Source organism: Acidovorax sp. M14, from assembly GCF_049331375.1.
Taxonomy (GTDB): Bacteria; Pseudomonadota; Gammaproteobacteria; order Burkholderiales; family Burkholderiaceae_C; genus Acidovorax.
Map to the genome: position 1 here is coordinate 4,081,938 of NZ_CP186263.1, position 20,968 is coordinate 4,102,905.

Below are 20,968 nucleotides of genomic sequence, written 5' to 3' on the forward strand. Positions count from 1 at the left end.
AGGCTTGCAACGGAGGAGACTCACAGCAGTCCGCGCAACTCGCGGGCAGCGTCTTGCAGCAACGGCAGCATGTCGCGCTGCAGACTGCCCTCGTCCATCTGCTTGGGCGATGCCACCACGTTGAGCGCCGCCACCGTGTGGCCCTGCAGGTTGCGCAGCGGCACGGCCAGCGCATGCACGCCCAGCTCGTGCTCCTCCACCGCCAGGCAATAGTCGTCGCGCCGCACCTTGGCGATCGCCTGCCGCAGCGGGCCCACCTGCGTGATCGTCTGCGGCGTGAGGCGGTGCAGGGGCCGGTTCTTGAGCCAGGCGGTCAGCTCCGCCGGGGGCAGCGCCGCCAGCAACACCCGCCCGGTGGACGTGGGGTGGGCCGGCAGCCGCGCGCCCAGGTGCAAACCATAGGCCAGCACCCGCGCCGGCGCGCCATACACGCCGCTGCGCGCCACGATCACCACCTCGTCCCCGTCCAGCACCACCGCCGAGAACGACTGCTGGGTTTGCGCGGCCAGCCGGTTCAGCGTGGGCTGCAGCACGCGGGGCAACCGTGCAGACGCAAGGTAGCTGCCCGAAAACCGCAGCACCTTGGGCGCCAGCCAGAAGTAGCTGCCATCCGTCTCCAGGTACCCCAGGTGTGCCAACGTCAACAGGTGCCGCCGCGCTGCCGCGCGTGTGAGGCCGGTGCGTTGTGCCGCCAGGGTAGCGTTCAGGCGCTGGCGCTCGGTATCAAAACTCTCCAGCACGGCCATGCCCTTGGCCATGCCTTCAATGAAATCTGCCTTGGCGATGGGGGTGGAGGCCATGAGAGGTGATGAGTGAATTGCAGGTGGATGGACTCGGGGGGACACAAGCGCTGGCGGAGACCCTGCAGCGGCTCAGAGCCATGGCGGCCCAGGTTACAGACGTCGGCCCCCTTGAGACTGCGCGATCATCGCACAAAGCATCGACTGATCGCACGCAATCGGCGTTGTCGGATATCGCTTTGATCTGGATCAACCTACGCTCAAGGCCATTGGTTTTCGGTATCTCCCCAGCTTCCACATCCCTTTCCCAGAGGTTTCCCATGCGCACCCAGGTTGCCATCATTGGTGCCGGCCCCGCCGGCCTGCTGCTCGGTCAGTTGCTCCACAAGTCTGGCGTTGACGCCGTCATCATCGAGCAGCGCAGCCCCGACTACGTGCTCGGCCGCATCCGCGCCGGGGTGCTGGAGAAGGTCTGCATGGACCTGCTGGACCAGGCGGGCGTGAGCGTCCGTGCCCATGCCGAGGGTCTGCCCCACGATGGGATCGAGCTGCTGTTCAAGGGCCAGCGCCACCGCATCGACCTGCACGAGTTGACCGGCGGCAGCCGCGTGACGGTGTACGGCCAGACCGAAGTCACGCGCGACCTGATGGACGCCCGCACCGCAGCAGGCCTGACCACCGTGTACGACGCGCAGAACGTGCAAGTGCACGACTTTGACGGCCAAAACCCGCGCGTGACCTACCAGAAGGACGGCCAGACCCATGAGCTGGCCTGTGACTTCATCGCGGGCTGCGACGGCTACCACGGCGTGTGCCGCGCCAGTGCGCCAGCTAATCTGCTCAAAACCTATGAGCGCGTGTACCCCTTTGGCTGGCTGGGCGTGCTGGCAGACGTGCCGCCCGTGTCGCACGAACTCATCTACGCCAACACCGAACGCGGCTTTGCGCTGTGCAGCATGCGCAGCGCCACGCGCAGCCGCTACTACGTGCAGGTGCCTACGACTGACAAGGTCGAGAACTGGACCATCGACCAGTTCTGGACCGAGCTGGGCAACCGCCTGGACCCCGAGGCCCGCGCCAACCTGGTGACCGGCCCGGCGCTGGAGATGAGCATCGCCCCACTGCGCAGCTTTGTGGCCGAGCCCATGCGCTTTGGCCGCATGTTCCTGGCCGGAGATGCCGCCCACATCGTGCCCCCCACCGGTGCCAAGGGCCTGAACCTGGCCGCCAGCGACGTGGGTTATCTATGGACCGCACTGTCCGAGTTCTACAACGAGAAATCCTCCGTGGGCATCGACACCTACTCCGACCGCTGCCTGCGCCGCGTGTGGCGTGCCGAGCGCTTTTCATGGTGGTTCACCTCGCTGATGCACCGCTTTCCAGAGACGGGCGAATTCGGCCAGAAGATTCAGGAGGCGGAGCTGGACTACCTGGTGCACTCCCGTGCGGCCTCGGTGTCGCTGGCGGAAAACTATGTGGGCCTGCCGATGAACTTTGGGGCCTGAGCCCCGGCCGCCATCGCTTTCAGCGTGGCGCCGATGCGGCCTCTGAGGCCGACGCGCCGGGTGCCGCCACGGACGGCACCGGCAGCGACACCAGCCACTGCACCATCTCACGCGCCTGGGCTTCTGTGACTTGCGGGTGGCGGGGCATCACGGTGCGCCCCCACGCGCCCACACTGCCGTTGCGGATCTTGCCGGCCAGGTAATCGACGGCGTCGGCGCGGTCGCGGTATCGCGCTGCAATCTGCTGGAACGAGGGGCCTATGTAGTGGCGCTCCATACCGTGGCAGCGCAGGCAATCGGATGCTTCCACCAGGCGAAGTCCGGCCGATGCGGCGGGCGTTGAGGCGGCGCTGTCTTGCCCGCCAGCGCCCGACACCGGCTGCAACATGCGCCAGCCCAGGTTGAGCATGCCCAGCACCACCAGCGCCATGAACCCCATCAGGGCCCACCCCAGCCAGCGGGGCCGGGGTGGCAGGGTCTCATCGTCGCGGTGCATCATGCACGCGCACCGCTGCAGGCCCCGTCGCTATCCCCATCATCTCAGTGGCGGAAGTGGCGCACGCCGCTGAAGACCATGGCCACGCCGCGCTCGTTGGCAGCGTCGATCACTTCGTTGTCGCGCATCGAGCCACCAGGCTGGATCACGCAGGTCGCACCCGCATCCACCACCACGTCCAGGCCGTCGCGGAAGGGGAAGAACGCATCGCTCGCCACCACCGTGCCTTGCAAGGTCAGGCCTGCGTGGCCCGCCTTGATGCTGGCGATGCGGGCCGAGTCCAGGCGGCTCATCTGGCCTGCGCCCACGCCCATGGTCATGCCGCCCTTGCAGAAGACGATGGCGTTGCTCTTGACGTACTTGGCGACCTTCCAGGCGAACAGCAGGTCTTCCATTTCTTCCAGCGTGGGCTGCTTCTTCGTAACGACCTTGAGGTCGATGAGCGACAGCTCGTGGTTGTCGGCCGTCTGCAGCAGCAGGCCCGAGCCGATGCGCTTGGCGTCCATGGCATTGCGGCCGCGCTCCCAGTCGGTCTTGCCACCGTGGGCGGGCAGCGCGATCTTGAGCAGGCGCACATTGGCCTTGGCCTTGAAGATTTCCAGCGCCTCGGAGGTGAAGTCGGGGGCCATCAGCACTTCGACAAACTGCTTGCTGACCTGCGCTGCAGCCGGGCCGTCCACCACGCGGTTGAAGGCGATGATGCCGCCGAAAGCGCTGGTCGGGTCGGTCTGGAAGGCCTTGCTGTAGGCGCTCAGCGCGTCCAGGCCCACGGCCACGCCGCAGGGGTTGGCGTGCTTGACGATCACGCAGGCCGCGGCTTCAAAGCTCTTCACGCATTCCCACGCGGCATCAGCGTCGGCGATGTTGTTGTAGCTCAGCTCCTTGCCCTGCAGCTGCACGCCGGTGACCAGCGAGCCGGGCGCAGGGTGCAGGTCGCGGTACAGCGCGGCCTGCTGGTGGCTGTTTTCGCCGTAGCGCAGGTCCTGCACCTTGGTGAAGATGCCGTTGCTCTGGCCGGGGAACTGGGTGCGGGTGGGCACGTAGGTTTCCGACAGCTTGTCTTCTTCGAACGTGACGGACGAGAGGTAGTCGCTGATCGCACCGTCGTACTGGGCGATGCGGTTGAACGCGGCCACCGACAGTGCAAAGCGCAGCTTGTCGCTGAGCTTGCCACCGGCCTTCAGTTCGGCCAACACGGCGTCGTACTGGTCGGCCGAGGTGATCACGCCCACGTCCTTCCAGTTCTTGGCAGCGCTGCGCACCATGGCGGGGCCACCGATGTCGATGTTCTCGATGGCGTCGGCCAGCGTGCAGCCAGCCTTGGCCACGGTGGCTTCAAAGGGATACAGGTTGACCACCAGCAGGTCGATGGTGTCGATGCCGTGCTCCTTCAGCGCGGCCATGTGCTCGGGCAGCTCGCGACGGGCCAGCAGGCCGCCGTGCACCTTGGGGTGCAACGTCTTCACGCGGCCGTCCAGCATTTCGGGGAATTGCGTGACCTCAGCCACTTCGGTCACGGGCAGGCCCTTGTCGGCCAGCAGCTTGGCGGTGCCGCCGGTGGACAGCAGCTTGATGCCCAGCGCATGCAGCGCTTGCGCGAATTCGACGATGCCGGTCTTGTCAGAGACGGAGAGGAGTGCGTTCATGGTGGTGGTGCGGAGGTTTTGAATAAAAACGGGCTGTAGCGCTACTGCATCATGCGCTGGCAGCTATTAATTTAGTAGTTGTATGTCTTGTAGAGCAGTCAGAGGCTGAGAGTTTTTTGGCCGAGCCCGAAAGGCGCGCGAAAACGCTTCGGATTTAGGCGCAAAGCACAGCCATAGCTCGGGCTATGGCGAGCATTTGGAACGACGAGCCGGAGTGTTTTGGCGTGCATGGCGGGTTCGGACAAGAGACTCTCAGTCTCTTAGAGCAGCTTGTGCTCGACCAGCTTCTTGCGCAGGGTGTTGCGGTTCAGGCCCAGCCATTCGGCGGCGCGCGACTGGTTGTTGTCGGCCTGCTGCATCACGACTTCCAGCAGCGGCCTTTCGACCACACGCACCAGCATGTCGTACATGCCATCGGGCGTCTCGCCGCCCAGGTCGCGAAAGTAGCCCTGCAGGCTCTCGCGCACGCATTCTTCTATGTGTTTCTTGCTCATGCAGCCAATCCCTCTTGTTCTTCTGTGTCGGCATCCACGTCGGTGGCGGCAGGCAACCGGTCCATCTGCTGGCCCAGGGCGTCCAGGTAGTCAGCCACGGCCTGCCACTGCGTGGTGCAGTCTTCGATCGTATTGATGTGTGCCCGCAGGGCCTCGCCGCCGGGCAGCGCGCGCAGGTACCAGGCAATGTGCTTGCGCGCACTGCGCACCCCGGTCAGCTCGCCGTACAGGCTGTAGTGGTCGTGCAGGTGGTCCAGCAGCAGGCGGCGCACCTCGGCCACCAGCGGTGGCGCCAGGTGTTCGCCCGTGGCCAGAAAGTGGCCGATCTCGCGGAAGATCCACGGCCGGCCCTGGGCGGCGCGGCCGATCATGATCGCGTCGGCGCCGGTGGCGGCCAGCACGTCCCGCGCCTTCTCGGGCGAGGTGATGTCGCCGTTGGCGACCACGGGCACTTTCACCGCCGCCTTGACGGCCGCGATGGTGTCGTACTCGGCTTGACCTTTGTAGCCCTGCTCGCGTGTGCGGCCGTGCACGGTGAGCATCTGGATGCCCACGGCCTCGAACTGGCGCGCGAGTTGAACGGCGTTCTTGTGCTCCTGGCACCAGCCCGTGCGCATCTTCAGCGTGACGGGCACGTTGAAAGGCGCGCATGCCTCGACCACCGCAGCGGCAATCTCCACCGCCAGGGCTTCGTTCTGCATCAACGCAGAGCCCGCCCATTTGTTGCAGACCTTCTTGGCCGGGCAGCCCATGTTGATATCGATGATCTGCGCGCCGCGTTCCACGTTGTAGACCGCAGCCTCGGCCATCATCGGCGCATCGGTGCCGGCGATCTGCACGGCGATGGGCCCCGGCTCGCCCTCATGGTTGGCCCGGCGCGAGGTCTTGAGGCTGTTCCACAGGTCCTTGCGCGAGGTCACCATCTCGCTCACCGCATAGCCCGCGCCCAGCGCCTTGCACAACTGGCGAAACGGCCGGTCGGTGACGCCCGCCATCGGGGCGACGAACAACCGGTTCGCCAAAGGAATGTGGCCGATCTGCATGGGCGGGGTAGGAAGCGGGGAGGCAGCAGAAGATGCTGAAAAAGGAGGCGGGATTGTACCTGCTCAAAATTTCAGCAACTGAAATGGGGTGCACGCGCTTTCTATCTGCCGCCAAGGCTCCATTGATGGACCGTTATGGGCCAGCACCCCTAGTCTCCTCCTGAGGTCAGGTGCCCCGGGGACGGAGCCTCACTTCACCGTGCGGCGAGATCAGTGTCTGCAGCCTGCGCCGGCGGCAGACTCCGCTGCGCGAAATGCCACCAGGCATCCGGCAGGTTGTCGAACTGGTGGCGCGCCATGAGCGCACGCAGCCACTGGCGGTTGTGCAGCACGTCGGGGGAAAAGCCCTTGGCTCCCGCTGCCGCCTCGGACCGCGCAGCGCCCGCCGGGGTGCCCATGTCCACGGCCTGCCCGTCGGCCAGCGGCCCGCGCACCACCTTGTGGGCCTTGGTGCCATCCACCACCTGCACCTGCACCACCCAGCCCCCGCTGGCAGCGTTGCAGGCGGCCTGCAATGCCATCCCTTGGGACTGCAGCTCACGGCCAATACGCTCCAGCGCGGGCCTTGCGGTGGGCTCCTTGTCGCAGGGCGAGATGGCCGTTTGCTCCCACGGCATGACCCCGCTTTGCAGCCCCGGGGTGGGCACCGCGGCCTGGGGGCTGTGCACGCACGCGGACAGCAGCAAGGCCACGGCCACGGACGACCAGCGGGTCGCTGGCGGCATGGCAGCGACGGGATTCAAGCGGCGGGGAGTGGGCGTGGTGGGCAATGCCAGCATGGACGACCTCCTGGGTGTGTCATTCAGGGCCAATGTGTTTTCACGATACAAAAGCCCCTCCGGCCCGGCCATGCGCCGATGGCGCGCGCCGCTGTAGGACAGAGCCCCCAGGGGCGAACGGAGCCCCGGCAGCCCCCTACACTCAGCCGCTATGGAAATCTGGATGCACCAGCTGCTCGAATGGCTGGCCCTGCCGCAGTTCGGGCTGAGCACGGTCTTTGTGGTGTCGTTTGTTTCGGCCACGCTGCTGCCACTGGGCTCCGAGCCCGCCGTGTTTGGCCTGATCAAGCTCAACCCGGACCTGTTCTGGCCTGCCATCCTGGTCGCCACCGTGGGCAACACCCTGGGCGGCAGCGTGAGCTGGTGGATGGGTCTGGGGGCGCACAAGGCCGTGGACAAGGCGCGCGGCAGTGCCACCGAGGTACAGGCACTGAACTGGCTCAAGCGCTTTGGCGCGCGCGCCTGCCTGCTGAGCTGGCTGCCGGTGGTGGGCGACCCGCTGTGCGCGGTGGCCGGCTGGCTCAAGCTGCCGTTCTGGCAATGCCTGGCCTATATGGCAGTGGGCAAGTTTCTGCGCTATCTGGCGATGACCAGCGTGCTGCTGTATTTCATGCCTGGTCATCTGGCGATTTAGGTTGCCGGTCAGAGCCCTGCTGCAATGGGCTTTGGCAATGGACTCATGGTGGGTCGATGCCTCCGATGCGCAGGGCGCCCGGGGGCTTGTGCACCCATGCGGGCGAGTCCCTACAAGAACGCGTGGCTGCTGGGAATCGACAAATCCGACATCTGCGAATCGCCCTTGGCAATCGGCTCCTCGACCACCACCTGGTTGCGCCCACCCTCCTTGGCCATGTACATGGCGGTGTCTGCCCGCGAGAAGAACTCCAGCACCGATTCGCCCAGCACATACTGCGTCACGCCGATGGAGACCGTCACGCGGCCCTTGAGCAGGCCCGTCCAGGCGTGCGACTCCACCTGGGCCCGGATGCGCTCGCAGGTGTTGAGCGAGGGCAGGAGCGAGGTGGCCGGGAAGATCAGCAAGAACTCTTCCCCGCCATACCGCCCAAACACGTCGCCACCGCGCACACCCTGCTGCGCAATGCGGGCAAAGGTGCGCAACACCTCGTCGCCCCCGAGGTGGCCCAGCTCGTCGTTGATGCGTTTGAAGTGGTCGATGTCCAGCACGGCCAGGCACAGAGGAATCCCGCTTTCATCGGCCAGCTGCTTTTGTTCTTCGAGCGCCGCCAGGATGTAGCGGCGGTTGAAGCAGCCCAGCAAGGTGTCGCGCTGCGCGTCTTCCTGGATGTTCTTGATCTTGCGGCTGGCCTGGTACAGGCTGCGGTACAGCCGCTGCACGCGGCCCATGAGGACGATGAACGCCGGCACCGATACGGCCAGCGCCAGCAGGTGCATCAGCTCCAGCCGCAACAGGGCGTCGTTGCCCTGCTCTGCATAGTGCGCAGCAATCACCGCCGCATAGGCGCACAACACAGCGGCCGTCAGCACCAGCAGCGTGCGCCGGGGCACGGTGAAAATGCCGTAGGCCACTGCCACGAACATGAACGGTGCCAACAGAATCTGCGTGACCGGCTCCAGATAAAACACCACCAGCATGCCGCCGATGGCCGTGGTCACAATGCCCAGCTTGAGATGCCGCAGCCTGAGCTTACGCTGCAAGCCCGACCGGAACACGGCACCGAACACGGCAAAGCCCGCAGCCGTGAGGCCAGCCAGTACCCACAGCACTTGGGCACGCACCACGCCCAGGGCGTAAAACCCTGCCAGGGCCACCGCATACAGGCCAATCAGCCCCGCCACGGTCCACCACTTGGACGAAGCGCTGCGTTCGCCCCGGGGACCGAAGCCGTCCAGCGCGCGCCGTCCAGGTCGGACGGCCACCGACGAAGAATCGTCGAACTCCAGCACGGCATCGGTCAACGGGAAGGCATCCGTCACCGAAAACAGGTTTTTGCGTCCAAAAAGCATGTGGTGGCGGGCTCAGGCCTGGAAGAGGAAGGAAAGGTGGCGCAGCAACACTCGCGCAGCACCCGTCAGACAAATCGCAGGATCTTACGCGTGGCTGACAAAATCGATCTGCGCGTTTTCCAGTAGCCCAGGCGACAACCGCCCACCCGCAGGCGTGCTATGCGAGCACCGCCCGCTGGCGCGCCCACCAGCCTTCCACGCTGTACACCACCAGCGCCGCCCAGATCAGCACAAAGCCCACCAGACGCGCAGGCTGAAAGGCCTCGTTGTACACCCAGACGCCCAGTGCAAACTGCAGGCTGGGGGAGATGTATTGCAGGATGCCCAGCGTGGACATGGGAATGCGCCGCGCGCCAGCGGCAAACAGCAGCAGAGGCACGGCCGTCATGGGCCCGGCCAGGAGCAGCCAACCCACCGTGGACAGGTCACCTTGCACCAGAGCGCCCTGCCCTTGCCAGCTCCACCAGGCCAGCACCACGGCCGCCACCGGCGCCAGCATCAAGGTCTCCAGCGTGAGCCCCTCCAGCGCGCCCAGCGCCGCCACCTTGCGCAACAGGCCATAGAACCCGAAAGTCAGGGCCAGCACCAGCGCGATCCATGGCGGGCGCCCTGCCTGCACTGCCAGCCACAGCACACCAGCCGCAGCAACCGCCACGGCCAGCCATTGCCCAGGCCGGGGGCGCTCGCGCAGGAACACGAAGCCCAGCGCCACATTCACCAGCGGCAAGATGAAATACCCCAGGCTCGCATCGACCACGTGGTGGTTCTGTACGGCCCATACGTAGGTCAGCCAGTTGCCCGACAGCAGCACTGCCGACAGCGCAAAGGCCCCCAGCACACGCGGCTGGCGCACCACCGACGCCATCCACGCCCATTGCCTGCGCACCGCCAGCAGCCCCAGCACCACGGCCAGCGACCACAGCGTGCGGTGCATCACCACCTCCAGCGAGGGCACATCGGCCACCTGCTTGAAGTACAGCGGGAACAATCCCCAGGCGACATAGGCCAGGGCGGCGTAGAGGATTCCGGTATTCATACGCAAAAAACCCAGAACGGGTAAATGGGTGGACAGCCGCGGGATCGAACGCGGCATCGCCAGAAAAAATCCCTGCCAGCCCAAGGGCAGACAGGGATGGCGGGGAGCACGGCAGACCCACACGGGTCTGGGGGTGGTCAGACGTTGAACAGGAAGTTCAGCACATCACCGTCCTTGACCACGTACTCCTTGCCTTCGGCGCGCATCTTGCCGGCATCCTTGGCCCCCTGCTCGCCCTTGTATGCGATGAAGTCCTCAAAGGCGATGGTCTGCGCGCGGATGAAGCCGCGCTCGAAGTCGCCGTGGATCACGCCCGCCGCCTGGGGGGCGGTGTCGCCGATGTGGATGGTCCAGGCGCGCACTTCCTTCACGCCCGCCGTGAAGTAGGTCTGCAGGCCCAGCAGCTTGAAAGCGCCACGGATCAGGCGCGCGAGGCCTGGCTCGGTCTGGCCCATCTCGGCCAGGAACATGTCGCGGTCTTCGTCGCTCATCTCGGCCATCTCGGCTTCCATCTTGGCGCAGATGGCCACCACGGGGGCGTTCTGGCTGGCCGCGTAGTCCTTGAGGCGGTCTAGGAACGGGTTGTTCTCGAAGCCGTCTTCGCTCACGTTGCCCACGAACATCGCGGGCTTGGCCGTGATCAGGCACAGGGACTTGAGCAGGGGCTGCTCTTCCTTGGTGATCTCGACCGAGCGGGCGGGCTTGCCTTCGTTGAGGGCAGCCTGAATGCGCGTGAGCAGCGCCACCAGCTTGGCTGCATCCTTGTCATTGCCCGACTTGGCGGCCTTGGTGTAGCGGTTCAGGGCTTTCTCGACTGTGCCCAGGTCGGCCAGGCACAGCTCGGTCTGGATCACTTCAATGTCGGAGATCGGGTCCACACGGCCTGCCACGTGGATCACGTTGTCGTCTTCAAAGCAGCGCACCACGTTGACGATGGCATCGGTTTCACGGATGTGGGCCAGGAACTGGTTGCCCAGGCCTTCCCCCTGGCTGGCGCCCGCCACCAAACCGGCAATGTCTACAAACTCGACGATGGCAGGGACGATGCGCTCTGGGTGGATGATCTCGGCCAGTTGCTGGAGGCGGGGGTCCGGCACTTCCACCACGCCCACATTGGGCTCGATGGTGCAGAAGGGATAGTTTTCGGCGGCAATACCAGCCTTGGTCAGCGCGTTGAAAAGGGTGGACTTGCCGACGTTGGGCAGGCCCACGATGCCGCATTGGAGGCTCATGGCAGGGCTTTCTGGTGTTCTGGAGACAAACCGCCGATTTTACGGGCCCGCCCAGCACCCGCTGCCGAGGGCCTGCATCAGGCCTTCATTCAAACCGCAAATCGGCGGCCATGCGTTGCCCCACGCGCAGCCACTGCCCCGCACCGCTGCGCACGATGGCGTTCATGCCAAAGGTGATGGCGCCGTCCAGCCGCTTGTCCTGGCGGTAGGTGCGCAGGGTGTCACCAACCGACGGATGGCTCTCAGCTGTGGCCGGGTCGATGTCAGGAATAGGGCATCGCGCGCAGGGCTTTACCGGCTGCAGGTGGACGTCGGCGGTGCCATCGCCCTCCACGTGAATCATGTCCACACGGTCTTCGTCGTGGGCATCCACTCCGGCCAAGACCACATTGGGCCGGAACCGCTCCATGCCGACGGAGGGATGCCCCTCGGCGGCAAGCCGCACATTAAGGTCCTGCAAGGAGGCCTCACTGGTCACCAGCAGCGGAAACCCGTCGGCAAACTGGTTGGGGACCTCCACGCCCCCCGTCCACTCCAGGCTGGACAGGCGCCGATGCTCTGGGTCAAACCGCACCAGGCGGCAAGGCTGCCCCAGAAAATCGCTGAACCACTGCGCCGCCACAGGGCCCATGTCCCACGCTGGGACCGTGTCGCGCCAGACGGTCACCGTGGCCGGCGCTTCCACCGCGTCGATCGCCACATGCAATGCCAGCATGCCCGGAGCCCGCAGCACCAATTCGTCGCTCTTGAGCTGGGGCCGGATCAGCGCCATGCGGGGCAAGCTGCGCTGGGTGAGGAACATGCCCTGCGCATCCACCACCATCCAGGCGCGGTCCAGATCCAACCCGGTCTCGGTGAGCAGCGCCTGCTGCACCTCGATGCCCGCACAGGATTTGACGGGGTACACAAACAGCCGCGCAATGGTGCCGGACAGATCAGACTCGGAAGGGAAACTCACGCCGGGTACTCCTGAAGAAGGGTGCCAGAAAGGCCAGACCGCAATTCTGCCCTCTCATCGCAGGGGGTAAGACCCCTCCTACAATGCCTCTCATGGCCCCAACCTTTGATATCTGTATTCGTGGCACCGGCATCGTGGGCCGAACGCTGGCCTTGTTGCTGGCACGGGAACGACTGAAGGTGGCACTGGTGCCCGCCCCGGGCCCACACAGCGCGGCGACCGCCGACGTAAGGGCCTATGCCTTGAATGCAGCGTCCCGCAGCCTGCTCGAATCGCTGCGCAGCTGGCCCGATGCTGAACACGCCACCGCCGTCAAGCACATGCAGGTACAGGGTGATCAGGACGGCTGCGTGCATTTCGATGCCGCCCCCCAGGGGGTGGAAGCACTCGCCTGGATCGTGGACGTGCCGGCCCTCGAAGAGCGCCTGGCCCAGGCTGTGCGGTTTCAGCCCCTGGTGGAGGTGGTGGACAGCCCGGTGGCCGCGCCCCTGACCGTGGTGTGCGAAGGCCGCGCCAGCACCACCCGGGCCGAGTTTGGCGTGCGCTTTGACGTGACGCCCTATGCCCAGCACGCGATTGCCACGCGGGTGCGCTGCGAACACCCGCATGGACAGGTGGCACGCCAGTGGCTTTCGCCACAAGGCATTCTGGCTTTTTTGCCGCTGGAGGGCGCCCAGGGGAACTCTGTGGCCGTGGTGTGGTCCGTTCCTGAGGACCGGGTGTCCGGGCTGATGGCATTGTCTGCCGACGTTTTTGCGCAAGAGTTGCAGACGGCGAGCCAGCAAACCCTGGGCAACGTTCAACTCATTGCAGAGCGTGCCACGTGGCCGCTGCAACTGGCCAAGGCAGACCGCTGGTGCGGCGCGACCTCTACCGGAAATGCTGCACGAAGCTGGGTGCTCGCGGGCGATGCCGCCCACAACGTGCACCCGCTGGCAGGGCAAGGGCTGAATCTGGGGCTGGCTGATGTGGCAGCCCTGGCCGAGGTGCTGCGCACCCGCGACTACTGGCGCAGCGTGGCCGACTTGCGACTGCTGCGCCGCTATGAGCGGCAGCAAAAAGCAGCCCTGGCAGCGATGGGCTTGGCCACCGATGGATTGCAGCAACTGTTTGCGCGCCAGGAAGCACCCTGGCAAGCCCTGCGCAATTGGGGCATGAAGGGTTTTGAACGCAGCGGCCTGCTGAAAGATTTTGTGGCCCGCCAAGCCATGGGAATGCGCTGAACGCGCGAGTTTGATAGACAGGAATACGATGAAACTGACCACTGCTTTGCTGACCGTTGCGGCAGCCACCCTGAGCCTGAGCGCCACGGCGCAAGAGGACGCCATCCGCAAGGCATTGGCCCAGCGTATTCCTCAGATGGACAAGATCGACGAAGTGCGCCCAACTCCCATGAAGGGTCTGTACGAAGTGCGCATCGGCACCGACCTGTTCTACACCGACGCCAAGGGCGACTATGTGATCCAGGGCGAACTCATCGACTCCAAAGCGCGCCGCAACCTGACCGAAGACCGCATCAATAAGCTGACAGCGGTCAACTTCTCAGCCCTGCCCCTGAAAGATGCCGTGACCATTGTGCGCGGCGATGGGAAGCGCAAGGTGGCCGTGTTCGAGGACCCCAACTGTGGTTACTGCAAGCGCTTTGAGCGCGACCTTCAGCAGATCAACAACGTGACGGTGTACCTGTTCCTGTACCCCATCCTGAGCCCGGATTCCGCCGAAAAGTCGCGCAACATCTGGTGTTCGAAGGACCAGGCCACGGCGTGGCAAGACCAGATGGTGCGTGATAAGCCCGCACCGGCCGCCAGCTGCGATACCAGTGCTCTGCAGCGTAACCTGGCCTTTGGCAAGAAGTACAAGATCACCGGCACCCCCACCCTGATTTTTGCCAACGGCACACGCGTGCCCGGCGCCATCGGTGCCCAGGAGGTGGAAAAGCGCCTGGCCGAAGCCGCCAGCGACACACCCTCCGCCAATTGAACCACCACTGAAAGCCCCCGACCGACGACTCCGCGCGGCCCTTGCGCGGCACATGCCATGCCCCTCTCCCGCCCAGCCTCTGCCGCAGACATTCACTACCGCGTCGAACCCACAGACCTGAATGCGCATCTGTTCACCGTGACACTGACGGTGCAGCGGCCGACGGCATCGCAAGAGCTGTCTCTGCCGGTCTGGATCCCGGGCAGCTACCTGGTGCGGGAGTTCTCCAAGAATCTGCAAGCGCTGGCGGCTCGGCAAGGCCAACGCGCTTTGCAAACGACCCAACTGGACAAGCACCGCTGGCAAGTGCAATGCGCAGAGGGCAAGCCCTTGGTGCTGATCTATCAGGTGTGCGCCTACGACAGCTCCGTACGCACCGCCTGGCTGGACGCCTCACGCGGCTTTTTCAACGGCACCAGCCTGTGCCTGCGCGTGCATGGGCAGGAGACGCGGCCTCACACTCTGGAGCTAGCACGCACGGCTGCCACGGCGACCTGGGCTGCCGCCACTGGCCTACGGCCCCTGGATGCAGACAAACAAGGCTTTGGCCTGTATCTGGCGGCCGACTACGACGAGCTGGTGGATTGCCCGGTGGAGTTGGGCAACTTCTGGGTGGGGCGCTTCAAGGCCTGCGGCATTGCCCACCAGTTTGTGGTGGCGGGTTCGGCTCTATCGTTCGACGCCAAGCGGCTGCTGGCCGACACGCAGAAAATTTGTGAAACCGCCATCCGCTTCTGGCACCGCGAAGGCAAGGCGCCTTTCAAAAGCTACGTCTTCATGCTCAACGCCGTGGGAGACGGCTATGGCGGACTGGAACACCGCAACTCCACAGCGCTGATTTGCGGACGGCGTGACCTGCCGCGCCAGGGCGAGGCGCGGGCCAGTGAGGGCTACACCACGCTGCTGGGCCTCATCAGCCACGAATACTTTCACACCTGGAACGTCAAGCGCTTGCGGCCCGCCGAGTTCGCCCGCTACGACTATGCGCAGGAGAACTACACCGAACTGCTGTGGTTCTTCGAGGGTTTCACCAGCTATTACGACGACCTGCTGCTGCGCCGCGCCGGGCTGCTGGACGACGCAACCTATCTCAAGCTCATCACCAAAACCATCAACCAGGTGCTGCAAACACCCGGCCGGTCGGTACAAACCGTGGCCCAGGCCAGTTTTGACGCCTGGGTGAAGTATTACCGGCAGGACGAGAACACGCCCAACACCACCGTCAGCTACTACACCAAGGGCTCGCTGGTGGCCCTGTGTCTGGACCTGGCCCTGCGGCGCGAGGGCCAAGCCACGCTGGACGATGTGATGCGCGCACTGTGGGAGCGCTGCGCGGGCGGGCCGATGACCGAAGCAGATCTGCGCGCCGTGCTCCACGACCTGGCCGGGCGGCCATTCGACAAAGAGCTGGCGCACTGGGTGCACAGCACTGCCGATCTGCCCCTGGAAGAGCTGCTGGCAGCCCACGGCGTGGCGCTCAAGGCCGACCGGCCGCAACTGGCGCAGCGCCTGGGCCTGCGTGTGGCCGAGAACCACAGCGTGCAGATCAAGACCGTGCTGCGTGGCGGAGCCGCAGAGAAGGCTGGAATGTCTGCCGGCGACGAGTGGCTGGGCATAGAAGTGCAGGGCCAGGGCTGGCGCGTCAGCAAGCTCGACGACGTCACTTTCTACGCGGGGACCCACACCACCCTGCAGGCCCTGGTGGCACGCGACGGGCGGCTCCTGCGCCTGCCCTTGGAAATGCCGCCGGTCCAGTCGACTGGAGTCCCTGCCAAGGGCCGACGCAACGCTGCAGCTCCATCCATGGCGCCAGACACCATCAGCCTGACGGTGACAGACGCCGCCGCGCTGGGACGCTGGCTGACCTGACGACAGCAAAGCCCCACTGCCTTGGGTATATTGCTGCAGCTTTCATAACCAACCATAACCCCCAGGAGATTTCATGGCTTACGAAACCATCGAGGTGCGCGTTGAAGCGGACAAGGTCGGCATCATCACCCTCAACAGGCCCAAGCAACTCAATGCGCTGAACGACCAACTCATGAATGAACTGGGCGCTGCCCTCAAGGCCTTCGATGCGGACGAAAAGATCGGCTGCATGATCGTCACCGGCAGCGAAAAGGCTTTTGCGGCGGGCGCGGACATTGGTGCCATGGCCAAGTACAGCTTTGCTGACACCTACAAGGGCGACTACATCACCCGCAACTGGGAGACCATCCGCTCCATCCGCAAGCCCGTCATTGCAGCCGTCAGCGGCTTTGCACTGGGCGGCGGCTGCGAGCTGGCCATGATGTGCGACTTCATCATCGCTGCGGACAATGCCAAGTTCGGCCAGCCCGAGATCAAGCTGGGCGTGATCCCTGGTGCCGGTGGCACGCAGCGCCTGCCCCGCGCTGTGGGCAAGTCCAAGGCCATGGACATGGCACTGACAGGCCGCATGATGGACGCGACCGAAGCTGAGCGCGCTGGGCTGGTCAGCCGCGTAGTGGCTTACGACAAGCTCATGGACGAAGCGCTGGGCGCTGCCATCATCATTGCCGGCTTCTCGCAGATTGCCGTCATGGCGGCCAAGGAATCGGTCAACCGTGCCTTCGAGGGCACGCTTGCCGACGGCGTGATGTTCGAGCGCCGCCTGTTCCACGCGCTGTTTGCCACCCAAGACCAGAAGGAAGGCATGGACGCGTTCATGAACAAACGCACGGCAAACTTCACACACCAATAATTTTTGTTCTATAATCTTGGTTTGCGGTCGTATAGCTCAGTTGGTTAGAGCGCAGCATTCATAATGCTGATGTCGGTGGTTCAAGTCCACCTACGACCACCAAATACAAAAACCCACAGTGAGGCAACCCACTGTGGGTTTTTTCTTTCAGGCAAGCCCAAGAACCCGCTCCAGTGACCATTGATGCACGGGCCGCTTGACTTGTCCGAGGGATGTGCCACGCTGGCAACCCCCTTCTAAAATTGTGCCTTCAGCCCCTGGATGTAAACCATGAACCGCTGCACCACACGCTCTTCCGGCCCAGCCCCCTCCCGCCGGGCACCTCGATTTTTCCAAGCTGCATTGCTGGCAGTGATGGCCAGCACAGCCCTCTGCGCCGTGGCACCCGCCTCGGCCCAGACCCAGCCCGGCCTGGGCCTCTCACGCCCGTTCCCCGAAGCCGCGCTGCGTGGCACGTTGAGCATCAACACCGCGTCCGAAGCCACACTCAATGGCAAGACCATCCGCATGGCCCCGGGCATGCGGTTGTTCAGCCCCCAGAACACCCTGGTCATGGCGCACACCGTGATGGGCCAGACCTTCAAGGTCAACTATGTGCTGGAGAACAGCACCGGCATGCTGCACGCTGCCTGGATCCTGACCGAAGGCGAGGCCGCGCAGCCCCGCAAGGGCAGCGATGCTGTCATCACCAACATCACGACCAGCTCGGGCGCCACACTGAAGTAACCCATCCGCCGCGCTACTGCCAGGCCGCTGCGCCACTGCCCCTTCACAGTCTCCGCGCCACGCAGGGCGCGGTGTTTGCTTGCCTTTTTGCGAAATTGCCATGGCCAAAAAAGTCTTCATCAAAACCTTCGGCTGCCAGATGAACGAGTACGACTCGGACAAGATGGCCGACGTGCTCAACGCTGCCCAAGGCTACGAGCCCACCCAGAACGTGGACGAGGCCGACCTCATCCTCTTCAACACCTGCTCCGTGCGCGAGAAAGCGCAAGAGAAGGTCTTCAGCGACCTGGGTCGCATCAAGCACCTGAAGGCGCGCGGCGTGAAGATTGGCGTGGGCGGCTGCGTGGCCAGCCAGGAAGGCGCCGAGATCATCAAGCGCGCCCCGTATGTGGACGTGGTGTTTGGCCCGCAAACCCTGCACCGCCTGCCCGAGATGCTCAACCAGCGCGAGCAGCTCGATAAGCCACAGGTGGACATCAGCTTCCCCGAGATTGAAAAGTTCGACCACCTGCCGCCCGCGCGCGTCGAAGGTGCCTCGGCCTTTGTGTCAATCATGGAAGGCTGCAGCAAATACTGCAGCTACTGCGTGGTGCCCTACACCCGTGGCGAAGAAGTGAGCCGCCCGTTTGACGATGTGCTGGTCGAAGTGGCGGGCCTGGCCGACCAGGGTGTGAAGGAAATCACCCTGCTGGGCCAGAACGTGAACGCCTACCTGGGCAAGATGGGCGGCACGGCCGAAATTGCCGACTTTGCGCTGCTGCTCGAATACGTGTCGGACATTCCCGGCATCGAGCGCATCCGCTACACCACCAGCCACCCCAACGAGTTCACGCCCCGGCTGATCGAGGCCTATGCCAAGCTGCCCAAGCTGGCCAGCCACCTGCACCTGCCCGTGCAGCACGGCAGCGACCGCATTCTGATGGCGATGAAGCGCGGCTACACCGCCATGGAATACAAGAGCACGGTGCGCAAGCTGCGCGCCATCCGCCCCGACCTGGCCATGAGCAGCGACTTCATCGTGGGCTTCCCCGGCGAGACGGAAGACGACTTCAACAAGATGATGAAGCTGATCGACGACATCCACTTTGACAACAGCTTCAGTTTCATCTTCAGCCCACGCCCTGGCACGCCTGCTGCGGGCCTGCACGACGACACGCCGCACGATGTGAAGCTGCGCCGCTTGCAGCACCTGCAGGGCGTGATCAACGCCAACATCAAGTCCATCAGCGAAAGCCGCGTGGGCACGGTGCAGCGCATTCTGGTGGAGGGCGCCTCCAAGCGCGATGCGGGCGAGCTGATGGGCCGCACCGAATGCAACCGCGTGGTCAACTTTGCCGGGCAGCCCCGCCTGGTGGGGCAGATGGTGGATGTGACCATCACCGAAGCCAAGGCCTACACCCTGCGGGGCGAGGTGCTGACGCACGAAACCGCCGCACTGGCCGGCTGACGCGCGGGTACCGACACCCCGCACGCCCCGCGCCCTTTTGGCTGCAATGCCCACCCCCAGCACACCGCCCAAGGCACCGCCACCCGCCGAAGGCCTGTTGCATGGCCTCTCCTTCCAGCAACTGTTGCTGCTGGCGTTCGTGCTGATTGCCGGCTTGCTGGGGGTCAGCTCGCTGCGGGCTTTGCACACGCTGGAGCAGCTCATGGTGCTCAGCCGCCACGGCACAGCCGAGGCCACTGCGCTGACTGCAGCCGCACAGGGCCTGAACCAGCGCGGCCAGGCCCTGGAGCGCGCAGCGCGGCAGTCCCTGGTGCTGCGGGATGCGCCCCTGCGCCGCAGCTTCGACGACATGGCGGTCGAGGCCCTCACGGTGCTCGACCATTTGCAGGCCGCAGGCCTGCCCGCTGCGCAGACCGGGGCATGGCGCACCCACCTCGATGCCGTCAAAGCCCTGCTGGACGCACCGCCGGACCGCGCACTGGACAACGAACGCCTGGTTGCCGAAGAGTTTGTGGCCCTGGAGACCTTGCACGGCACCATGGTGCAGACGGTGCAGGACCTCAACACCCAACGCAACAACGCGCTGCAGGACGAGGTGGAGCAAAGCCGCCGCAGCGTGACGCACCAGGTGGTGGGCGCGATTGTGCTGGCGCTGGTGCTGGCGTTGTCGCTGGGCATCTGGCTCGCGCGGCCGTTCAAGCGACTGGAGGGTGCGATCCGTCAGCTGGGCGAAAACCAGCTGGACGAGCCGGTGCTGATCTCCGGCCCGGACGACGTTCGCCGGCTGGGCCAGCAACTGGAGTGGCTGCGGCTGCGGCTGCTGGAGCTGGACGCCGACAAGGCGCGTTTCCTGCGCCATGTGTCCCACGAACTCAAGACGCCGCTGGCCGCGCTGCGCGAGGGCGTAGCACTGCTGCAGGACGGCGTGACGGGCGAACTCACCGCTGGCCAGCGCGAGATCGCGCAAATCCTGCACCACAACACGCTGCAGCTGCAGGGTGAGATCGAGGCCCTGCTGCGCTTCAATGCCGCCGCTTTTGAGGCTCGCCAGCTGCAGCGCCGCGACACCGATCTGCTGGCTCTGCTGGAGGCCCAGGTCGAGGCCCAGCGGCTGCAGTGGCAGGCCAAGGGCCTGACTGTGCGGATAGAGGGGCCGCCCGTGCGCATGCCCGTTGACGCCGACAAGATCACCTCCGCCGTCAGCAATCTGCTGTCCAACGCCATCCGCTTTTCACCGCCCCAAGGCACGGTGCGGCTGGTGCTCTCGCAACCTCCCGGTCATGTGCGTCTGGACGTCTTTGACCAAGGCCCCGGCGTGGACCGGGTGGACCGTGACCGCGTGTTTGAACCCTTTTACCGGGGTGTTCGCCAACCGGACGATGCCGTGCGCGGCACCGGCATCGGTCTGTCCATCGTGCAGGAATATGTGCAGGCCCATGGCGGCAGCGTGCGCCTGGTGGACGAAGGCGCACACTCCTTCTTTCGCATCGAACTTCCCCATGCCGCCTAGCAGCCCCACCCTTTCTTCCCACGCCCTGCGATGGCCGCTGCTTGCGCTGGGTGCCGTGCTGGCAGGCTGTGCCACCACCACGCCCCCACCCGCCCCCGCCCAGGCGCCACCGGTCGCGATGATCATTACCGTGCCCGTGGCCCCGACGGTGGAAGTGGACCCTGCCGAAGCAAGGAGCACCGACGCGGACACCCACCACACCCCCGTCGCGCTGCTGCTGACCCAGACGGACCGTGTGCTCAAGCTGCCCCCTGCCGAACTCGCCAAGGAGATCGCCCGGCTGGGCGAAGCGGAAGACGCCACCCCCGACACGCCGCTGCTTCTGGCCACGGCCCTGGCGCAAACCCGCCAGGCCGTGGATACCGCCCGCGCGCTGGGCCTGGTGCAGCGCGTGCTGGGCAACACCAGCCCCGCAGCGCAGCCGCTGCATCCCCTGGCCCGGCTGCTGGAGGCCCGACTGCTGCAACAACGCCGGCTGGAGGACCAGCTCGACCGTCAGGCGCAGCAACTGCGCGACACCCAACGCCGCAACGATCAGCTCAGCGAACGCCTGGAAGCCGTGCGCGCCATCGAACGCAGCCTGAGCACCCGCCCAGCGCCCGCCGCATCTCCGTCCGCCCCAGCGATGGGCAACGGCTCCGCGCCACGGCCCGCCCCCTGACCATCTC

General features: G+C 65.3%; 20 protein-coding genes and 1 tRNA gene. 11 read left to right on the plus strand and 10 right to left on the minus strand.

Annotated elements, in window-relative coordinates:
• Positions 1-20: 20 nt before the first annotated feature.
• Complete coding sequence (locus ACOYR4_RS19090) at positions 21-800, minus strand: IclR family transcriptional regulator domain-containing protein (protein WP_422847695.1); 780 nt, start codon at positions 798-800, stop codon at positions 21-23.
• A 260-nt stretch (positions 801-1,060) separates the two neighbouring features.
• Here ACOYR4_RS19090 and pobA point away from each other — a divergent pair, with 260 nt between their 5' ends.
• Positions 1,061-2,245, plus strand: a complete 1,185-nt coding sequence (gene pobA / locus ACOYR4_RS19095; RefSeq protein ID WP_422847696.1) for a 4-hydroxybenzoate 3-monooxygenase — start codon at positions 1,061-1,063, stop codon at positions 2,243-2,245.
• A gap of 19 nt (positions 2,246-2,264) precedes the next feature.
• Here the strand turns inward: pobA and ACOYR4_RS19100 are convergent, their stop codons facing one another.
• The 5 genes from ACOYR4_RS19100 to ACOYR4_RS19120 form a co-directional block, all read right to left on the minus strand.
• Complete coding sequence (locus ACOYR4_RS19100) at positions 2,265-2,744, minus strand: c-type cytochrome (protein ID WP_422847697.1); 480 nt, start codon at positions 2,742-2,744, stop codon at positions 2,265-2,267.
• Positions 2,745-2,785: 41 nt separating this feature from the next.
• Positions 2,786-4,387, minus strand: a complete 1,602-nt coding sequence (gene purH / locus ACOYR4_RS19105; RefSeq protein WP_422847698.1) for a bifunctional phosphoribosylaminoimidazolecarboxamide formyltransferase/IMP cyclohydrolase — start codon at positions 4,385-4,387, stop codon at positions 2,786-2,788.
• A 260-nt stretch (positions 4,388-4,647) separates the two neighbouring features.
• Positions 4,648-4,881: a Fis family transcriptional regulator gene (locus ACOYR4_RS19110; protein WP_015015597.1), complete on the minus strand. Its 234-nt coding sequence runs from the start codon at positions 4,879-4,881 to the stop codon at positions 4,648-4,650.
• A complete protein-coding gene (dusB, locus tag ACOYR4_RS19115; RefSeq protein WP_422847699.1) occupies positions 4,878-5,924 on the minus strand; it encodes a tRNA dihydrouridine synthase DusB in 1,047 nt (348 codons plus the stop codon). Before dusB ends, ACOYR4_RS19110 begins: the two co-directional genes overlap by 4 nt.
• Before the next feature lie 194 nt (positions 5,925-6,118).
• Positions 6,119-6,703: a M15 family metallopeptidase gene (locus ACOYR4_RS19120; RefSeq protein ID WP_422847700.1), complete on the minus strand. Its 585-nt coding sequence runs from the start codon at positions 6,701-6,703 to the stop codon at positions 6,119-6,121.
• A 151-nt stretch (positions 6,704-6,854) separates the two neighbouring features.
• Between ACOYR4_RS19120 and ACOYR4_RS19125 the strand changes: the two genes are divergently transcribed.
• Positions 6,855-7,337, plus strand: coding sequence for a YqaA family protein (locus ACOYR4_RS19125; RefSeq protein ID WP_295942497.1), 483 nt, complete (start codon positions 6,855-6,857; stop codon positions 7,335-7,337).
• A 110-nt stretch (positions 7,338-7,447) separates the two neighbouring features.
• On the opposite strand, the gene ACOYR4_RS19130 is transcribed toward ACOYR4_RS19125, so the two are convergent.
• The 4 genes from ACOYR4_RS19130 to ACOYR4_RS19145 form a co-directional block, all read right to left on the minus strand.
• The gene (locus ACOYR4_RS19130) at positions 7,448-8,689 is read right to left on the minus strand and encodes a diguanylate cyclase (protein ID WP_422847701.1); all 1,242 of its coding nucleotides are present in this window, start codon (positions 8,687-8,689) and stop codon (positions 7,448-7,450) included.
• 157 nt (positions 8,690-8,846) lie between these two features.
• Positions 8,847-9,725, minus strand: coding sequence for an EamA family transporter RarD (gene rarD, locus ACOYR4_RS19135; protein WP_422847702.1), 879 nt, complete (start codon positions 9,723-9,725; stop codon positions 8,847-8,849).
• Positions 9,726-9,862: 137 nt separating this feature from the next.
• Positions 9,863-10,957, minus strand: coding sequence for a redox-regulated ATPase YchF (gene ychF / locus ACOYR4_RS19140; protein WP_015015603.1), 1,095 nt, complete (start codon positions 10,955-10,957; stop codon positions 9,863-9,865).
• 85 nt (positions 10,958-11,042) lie between these two features.
• On the minus strand, positions 11,043-11,915 hold the full coding sequence (locus ACOYR4_RS19145) for an MOSC domain-containing protein (protein ID WP_422847703.1): 873 nt from the start codon (positions 11,913-11,915) through the stop codon (positions 11,043-11,045).
• 83 nt (positions 11,916-11,998) lie between these two features.
• Between ACOYR4_RS19145 and ACOYR4_RS19150 the strand changes: the two genes are divergently transcribed.
• The 9 genes from ACOYR4_RS19150 to ACOYR4_RS19190 all read left to right on the plus strand — a co-directional run bounded on the left by ACOYR4_RS19150 (position 11,999) and on the right by ACOYR4_RS19190 (position 20,961).
• Entirely contained in the window at positions 11,999-13,138 is a 1,140-nt protein-coding gene (locus ACOYR4_RS19150) for an FAD-dependent monooxygenase (protein WP_422847704.1), read from the plus strand.
• 28 nt (positions 13,139-13,166) lie between these two features.
• Entirely contained in the window at positions 13,167-13,895 is a 729-nt protein-coding gene (locus tag ACOYR4_RS19155; RefSeq protein ID WP_422847705.1) for a DsbC family protein, read from the plus strand.
• Positions 13,896-13,952: 57 nt separating this feature from the next.
• Positions 13,953-15,764 carry a M61 family metallopeptidase gene (locus ACOYR4_RS19160; RefSeq protein ID WP_422847706.1) on the plus strand — a complete coding sequence of 604 codons (1,812 nt, stop codon included), beginning with the start codon at positions 13,953-13,955 and terminating at the stop codon, positions 15,762-15,764.
• 73 nt (positions 15,765-15,837) lie between these two features.
• The gene (locus ACOYR4_RS19165) at positions 15,838-16,617 is read left to right on the plus strand and encodes an enoyl-CoA hydratase (RefSeq protein WP_291443782.1); all 780 of its coding nucleotides are present in this window, start codon (positions 15,838-15,840) and stop codon (positions 16,615-16,617) included.
• A 25-nt stretch (positions 16,618-16,642) separates the two neighbouring features.
• Positions 16,643-16,719 (plus strand) — tRNA-Met (locus ACOYR4_RS19170).
• A gap of 168 nt (positions 16,720-16,887) precedes the next feature.
• The gene (locus ACOYR4_RS19175) at positions 16,888-17,343 is read left to right on the plus strand and encodes a hypothetical protein (RefSeq protein WP_422847707.1); all 456 of its coding nucleotides are present in this window, start codon (positions 16,888-16,890) and stop codon (positions 17,341-17,343) included.
• A 100-nt stretch (positions 17,344-17,443) separates the two neighbouring features.
• Positions 17,444-18,790 (plus strand): tRNA (N6-isopentenyl adenosine(37)-C2)-methylthiotransferase MiaB, encoded by a 1,347-nt coding sequence (miaB, locus tag ACOYR4_RS19180; protein ID WP_015015610.1) that lies wholly within the window; start codon positions 17,444-17,446, stop codon positions 18,788-18,790.
• A 46-nt stretch (positions 18,791-18,836) separates the two neighbouring features.
• Entirely contained in the window at positions 18,837-20,300 is a 1,464-nt protein-coding gene (locus tag ACOYR4_RS19185; protein WP_422847708.1) for a sensor histidine kinase, read from the plus strand.
• Complete coding sequence (locus tag ACOYR4_RS19190; protein ID WP_422847709.1) at positions 20,290-20,961, plus strand: hypothetical protein; 672 nt, start codon at positions 20,290-20,292, stop codon at positions 20,959-20,961. The genes ACOYR4_RS19185 and ACOYR4_RS19190 overlap by 11 nt, the downstream gene beginning before the upstream one ends.
• Positions 20,962-20,968 lie beyond the last annotated feature (7 nt).

Excerpts from the sequence above, each read along its gene's own strand:
- pobA (WP_422847696.1), top strand. The coding sequence starts at position 1,061 with ATGCGCACCCAGGTTGCCATCATTGGTGCCGGCCCCGCCGGCCTGCTG.
- ACOYR4_RS19090 (WP_422847695.1), bottom strand. The coding sequence starts at position 800 with ATGGCCTCCACCCCCATCGCCAAGGCAGATTTCATTGAAGGCATGGCC.
- miaB (WP_015015610.1), top strand. The coding sequence starts at position 17,444 with ATGGCCAAAAAAGTCTTCATCAAAACCTTCGGCTGCCAGATGAACGAG.
- ACOYR4_RS19110 (WP_015015597.1), bottom strand. The coding sequence starts at position 4,881 with ATGAGCAAGAAACACATAGAAGAATGCGTGCGCGAGAGCCTGCAGGGC.
- ACOYR4_RS19120 (WP_422847700.1), bottom strand. The coding sequence starts at position 6,703 with ATGCTGGCATTGCCCACCACGCCCACTCCCCGCCGCTTGAATCCCGTC.
- rarD (WP_422847702.1), bottom strand. The coding sequence starts at position 9,725 with ATGAATACCGGAATCCTCTACGCCGCCCTGGCCTATGTCGCCTGGGGA.
- dusB (WP_422847699.1), bottom strand. The coding sequence starts at position 5,924 with ATGCAGATCGGCCACATTCCTTTGGCGAACCGGTTGTTCGTCGCCCCG.
- ACOYR4_RS19160 (WP_422847706.1), top strand. The coding sequence starts at position 13,953 with ATGCCCCTCTCCCGCCCAGCCTCTGCCGCAGACATTCACTACCGCGTC.
- purH (WP_422847698.1), bottom strand. The coding sequence starts at position 4,387 with ATGAACGCACTCCTCTCCGTCTCTGACAAGACCGGCATCGTCGAATTC.
- ACOYR4_RS19185 (WP_422847708.1), top strand. The coding sequence starts at position 18,837 with ATGCCCACCCCCAGCACACCGCCCAAGGCACCGCCACCCGCCGAAGGC.
- ACOYR4_RS19165 (WP_291443782.1), top strand. The coding sequence starts at position 15,838 with ATGGCTTACGAAACCATCGAGGTGCGCGTTGAAGCGGACAAGGTCGGC.
- ACOYR4_RS19150 (WP_422847704.1), top strand. The coding sequence starts at position 11,999 with ATGCCTCTCATGGCCCCAACCTTTGATATCTGTATTCGTGGCACCGGC.
- ACOYR4_RS19155 (WP_422847705.1), top strand. The coding sequence starts at position 13,167 with ATGAAACTGACCACTGCTTTGCTGACCGTTGCGGCAGCCACCCTGAGC.
- ychF (WP_015015603.1), bottom strand. The coding sequence starts at position 10,957 with ATGAGCCTCCAATGCGGCATCGTGGGCCTGCCCAACGTCGGCAAGTCC.
- ACOYR4_RS19100 (WP_422847697.1), bottom strand. The coding sequence starts at position 2,744 with ATGATGCACCGCGACGATGAGACCCTGCCACCCCGGCCCCGCTGGCTG.
- ACOYR4_RS19125 (WP_295942497.1), top strand. The coding sequence starts at position 6,855 with ATGGAAATCTGGATGCACCAGCTGCTCGAATGGCTGGCCCTGCCGCAG.
- ACOYR4_RS19130 (WP_422847701.1), bottom strand. The coding sequence starts at position 8,689 with ATGCTTTTTGGACGCAAAAACCTGTTTTCGGTGACGGATGCCTTCCCG.
- ACOYR4_RS19190 (WP_422847709.1), top strand. The coding sequence starts at position 20,290 with ATGCCGCCTAGCAGCCCCACCCTTTCTTCCCACGCCCTGCGATGGCCG.
- ACOYR4_RS19175 (WP_422847707.1), top strand. The coding sequence starts at position 16,888 with ATGAACCGCTGCACCACACGCTCTTCCGGCCCAGCCCCCTCCCGCCGG.